The 2,799-nt window shown below is 51.4% G+C and carries 5 protein-coding genes; 1 reads left to right on the forward strand and 4 read right to left on the reverse strand.

Annotated elements, in window-relative coordinates:
- The 4 genes from VB081_RS06060 to VB081_RS06075 all read right to left on the reverse strand — a co-directional run.
- On the reverse strand, positions 1 to 162 hold a 162-nt coding region (locus VB081_RS06060), incomplete at its 3' end, for a thioredoxin domain-containing protein (protein WP_323399938.1).
- Between the two features lie 52 nt (positions 163 to 214).
- The gene (locus VB081_RS06065; RefSeq protein WP_323399934.1) at positions 215 to 1,087 is read right to left on the reverse strand and encodes an NAD(P)/FAD-dependent oxidoreductase; all 873 of its coding nucleotides are present in this window, start codon (positions 1,085 to 1,087) and stop codon (positions 215 to 217) included.
- A 138-nt stretch (positions 1,088 to 1,225) separates the two neighbouring features.
- The gene (locus VB081_RS06070) at positions 1,226 to 1,411 is read right to left on the reverse strand and encodes a ferredoxin (protein WP_323399935.1); all 186 of its coding nucleotides are present in this window, start codon (positions 1,409 to 1,411) and stop codon (positions 1,226 to 1,228) included.
- Between the two features lie 12 nt (positions 1,412 to 1,423).
- Positions 1,424 to 1,753, reverse strand: a complete 330-nt coding sequence (locus VB081_RS06075) for a cupin domain-containing protein (RefSeq protein WP_323399936.1) — start codon at positions 1,751 to 1,753, stop codon at positions 1,424 to 1,426.
- A gap of 227 nt (positions 1,754 to 1,980) precedes the next feature.
- On the opposite strand from VB081_RS06075, the gene VB081_RS06080 reads away from it, so the two are divergent.
- The coding region (locus VB081_RS06080; protein WP_323399937.1) for a cytochrome c biogenesis CcdA family protein at positions 1,981 to 2,799 on the forward strand (819 nt) is incomplete at its 3' end.

Below are 2,799 nucleotides of genomic sequence, written 5' to 3' on the forward strand. Positions count from 1 at the left end.
GCCAACCTTGGCGTGGGTGACTTCCTCGGCGATGGTATCAATCACAGGGCCTACCATCCGACATGGTCCACACCACGGCGCCCAGAAATCCAGCAGAACCGGCTTGTCCGATTGCATGACCTCTTTTTCAAAGTTCTCTCTGGTTATTTTCATTACTGACACAATATCCATCTCCTTAGTTTTTGATGACTTTATCATATAGAAAAGTGGACAACTACTTCTGTGAGCTGGTCACACTACGAACGTACTTTACAGCCTCAATCCCTGCCTTTGCCCCTTCATAAACGGCCTTTGCAATTTGGAGCAAGCCACCGGTGCAGTCGCCTGCGGCGTAAAGACCGGGAATGTTGGTGGACATATTCTCATCGACCACAATTTTGCTGCCTTCGGTCTGCGCCCCCAGTTTCCTCGCAAGATCGCTGCTCCCCGCCACACCGACAGCGACAAACAGGCCGCTGACATCCAGCCGGGTTCCATCCTCAAACACGACGCCGTCGAGGCTCCCTGCACCACTGAGCTCGACAATTTTGGTCTGTACTACCTTGATATGGCTCGGAATGCTGGAAATGGGATGCTCTCCGTTCGTGACGATGGTGACGCTGTTTGCAATGGGAGCTAATTCAAGCGCTTCACTCAGCGCGTAATCGCAGCAGCCCAGCACAGCTACATCCTTTCCGCGGTAGAAAAAGGCATCGCAGGTGGCGCAATAGCTTACACCCTTACCCTCGTAATCGTCCAGCCCGTTGATTGCAGGCTTTTTGCGCGGTGAGCCGGTGGCCATGATCACTGCTTTTGCCCGGAACTCACCCGCTTTAGTTTTTACAAGGTATTCCCCGTCGTAGCTCATTCCGGTGACCTCTCTTGTTATCATCTGGACACCGAGCCGCTTTGCCTGCTCGATGCCCTGGGCCACGAGTTGTTTGCCGTTTACGGGCTCTGCGAAGCCATAATAGTTTTCGATCTTGTCGGCCTTGTCAAGAGCGCCGTTGTCGCGCCCAATCACTATCGTCTCAAGCCCCGCCCTCGCGGCATATAGCGCAGCGGATATGCCCGCCGGCCCGCTGCCGATCATAATGACATCTGCCATGTAAAGCTCCTTTCCCTCGCCTTGTATCAATGACGCCATCATAACCAAAATGCGTGATAACACACAGTAACCTTGTCACAGAGGGACATATGAAAAAGCAGCCTGCGATAAGTCGCAAGCTGTTTTTTCGTATCTAAATCACTCTACCGAAATTGCGCTGACCGGGCAGCTATCTGCCGCCTCTTTCGCGCTGGCTTCTGTACTTGCGTCCGGCTGAGCAATCACCTTGGCAATGTTTTCTTTGTCCATTTCAAACACCTCGGGGCAAATGCCGGCGCATAATCCGCACCCGATGCAAGCATCCCGATCTACCGTTACTTTCATGGCGCACTCCTTTCAATCATGTGATGACTGATACAGTCTCGGGCTGGGGGCCTTTATGACAAAGAACTCCGCTTGCTCTGCATCCGCATTGGAGATATTCATCTTTATCTTGCCAGGAATGTTCAAAATGTTTCCGTGTTCATAGCGTTTCGCGGGATTCTCTCCCAATTGTGCAGTGACTGCGCCGCGCACGATGATCATATAGACATTCGAGTTGGAATCATGCTGCGGAAGCGCCTCCCCCTGATTCAAAATCATGTGGTTGATCATCGCCACATCATCATCCAAAATCTTCTCAATAAGTTTTTCTGCGGACTGATTAAAATGATACACCTTTTCCATACTTATCTTCCTTTCCATCAATTGTGTTTCTCACAGTGCAATGAGATCGAATCTGCCTTGTTAATTGCAAGTATAGCACTGCAGTTGCATGCATTCGGTGACATATATCACGCAGCCGGAGTAAACAATATGCACTGTGATCTGGTCACAATCTTTTTCGTGCATGCGTGCTATGATAAGTCTAATTTATGGTGGCTGCTTACCGCCTAACACGAAAGGTAGAGTGTATGGATTTGAATGTACAGGCTGGAGTTCCGGCTCTCGCTGTTTTACTTCAGGGATTATTTAGTTTCTTTTCACCCTGTGTGCTGCCGTTGGTTCCGCTGTACTTGAGTTATCTGGCAGGTGGAGCCAAGAGCGTTGACGAGCAGGGGGTAGTACGCTACAAGCGAAGCCGAGTAATGATAAACACTTTGTTTTTCGTGATAGGGATCAGCTTTGCCTTTTTTCTGCTGGGGCTTGGATTCACTACACTCGGCCGCTTCTTTTCGGGCAATCAGGTACTGTTCGCCCGTGTGTCCGGCATTTTGATTATCCTGTTTGGCCTGTTGCAGCTGGGCTTCTTTGAGTTTAAATGGACCGGGCGGACGGTACGTCTGCCCTTTAGGTTGGACAAACTGGCCATGAATCCCCTGATCGCGCTGGTGCTGGGTTTCACCTTCAGCTTTGCCTGGACGCCGTGTGTCGGCCCAATGCTGACCAGCGCCCTGCTGATGGCATCCTCCGCCAAAACCGCAGGGCTGGGCTTTCTGTTGATTGCGCTCTATACATTGGGATTTGTTTTGCCCTTTATGGCGGTGGGTTTGTTCACCGGATCACTGCTGGACTTTTTCAAGAAGCATCAAAGCGCGGTGAAATACACAGCGAAAATCGGCGGCGTACTGATGATACTCATCGGCGTGATGACCTTCACCGGCTGGATGAACAACATCACCGGCTATCTCTCTCAGTTTATCCCCAGCGGGGACCCGCCCGCCGTATCGCAGACCGTGGACGCTGATGCCGGTGCAGAAACAGTTACGCCGGACGAGCCCTCCGGAGCCTCT

Origin of the sequence: Christensenella sp. (genome assembly GCF_034927525.1) — a bacterium.
Taxonomy (GTDB): Bacteria; Bacillota; Clostridia; order Christensenellales; family Christensenellaceae; genus Christensenella.

Excerpts from the sequence above, each read along its gene's own strand:
- VB081_RS06075 (WP_323399936.1), bottom strand. The coding sequence starts at position 1,753 with ATGGAAAAGGTGTATCATTTTAATCAGTCCGCAGAAAAACTTATTGAG.
- VB081_RS06065 (WP_323399934.1), bottom strand. The coding sequence starts at position 1,087 with ATGGCAGATGTCATTATGATCGGCAGCGGGCCGGCGGGCATATCCGCT.
- VB081_RS06070 (WP_323399935.1), bottom strand. The coding sequence starts at position 1,411 with ATGAAAGTAACGGTAGATCGGGATGCTTGCATCGGGTGCGGATTATGC.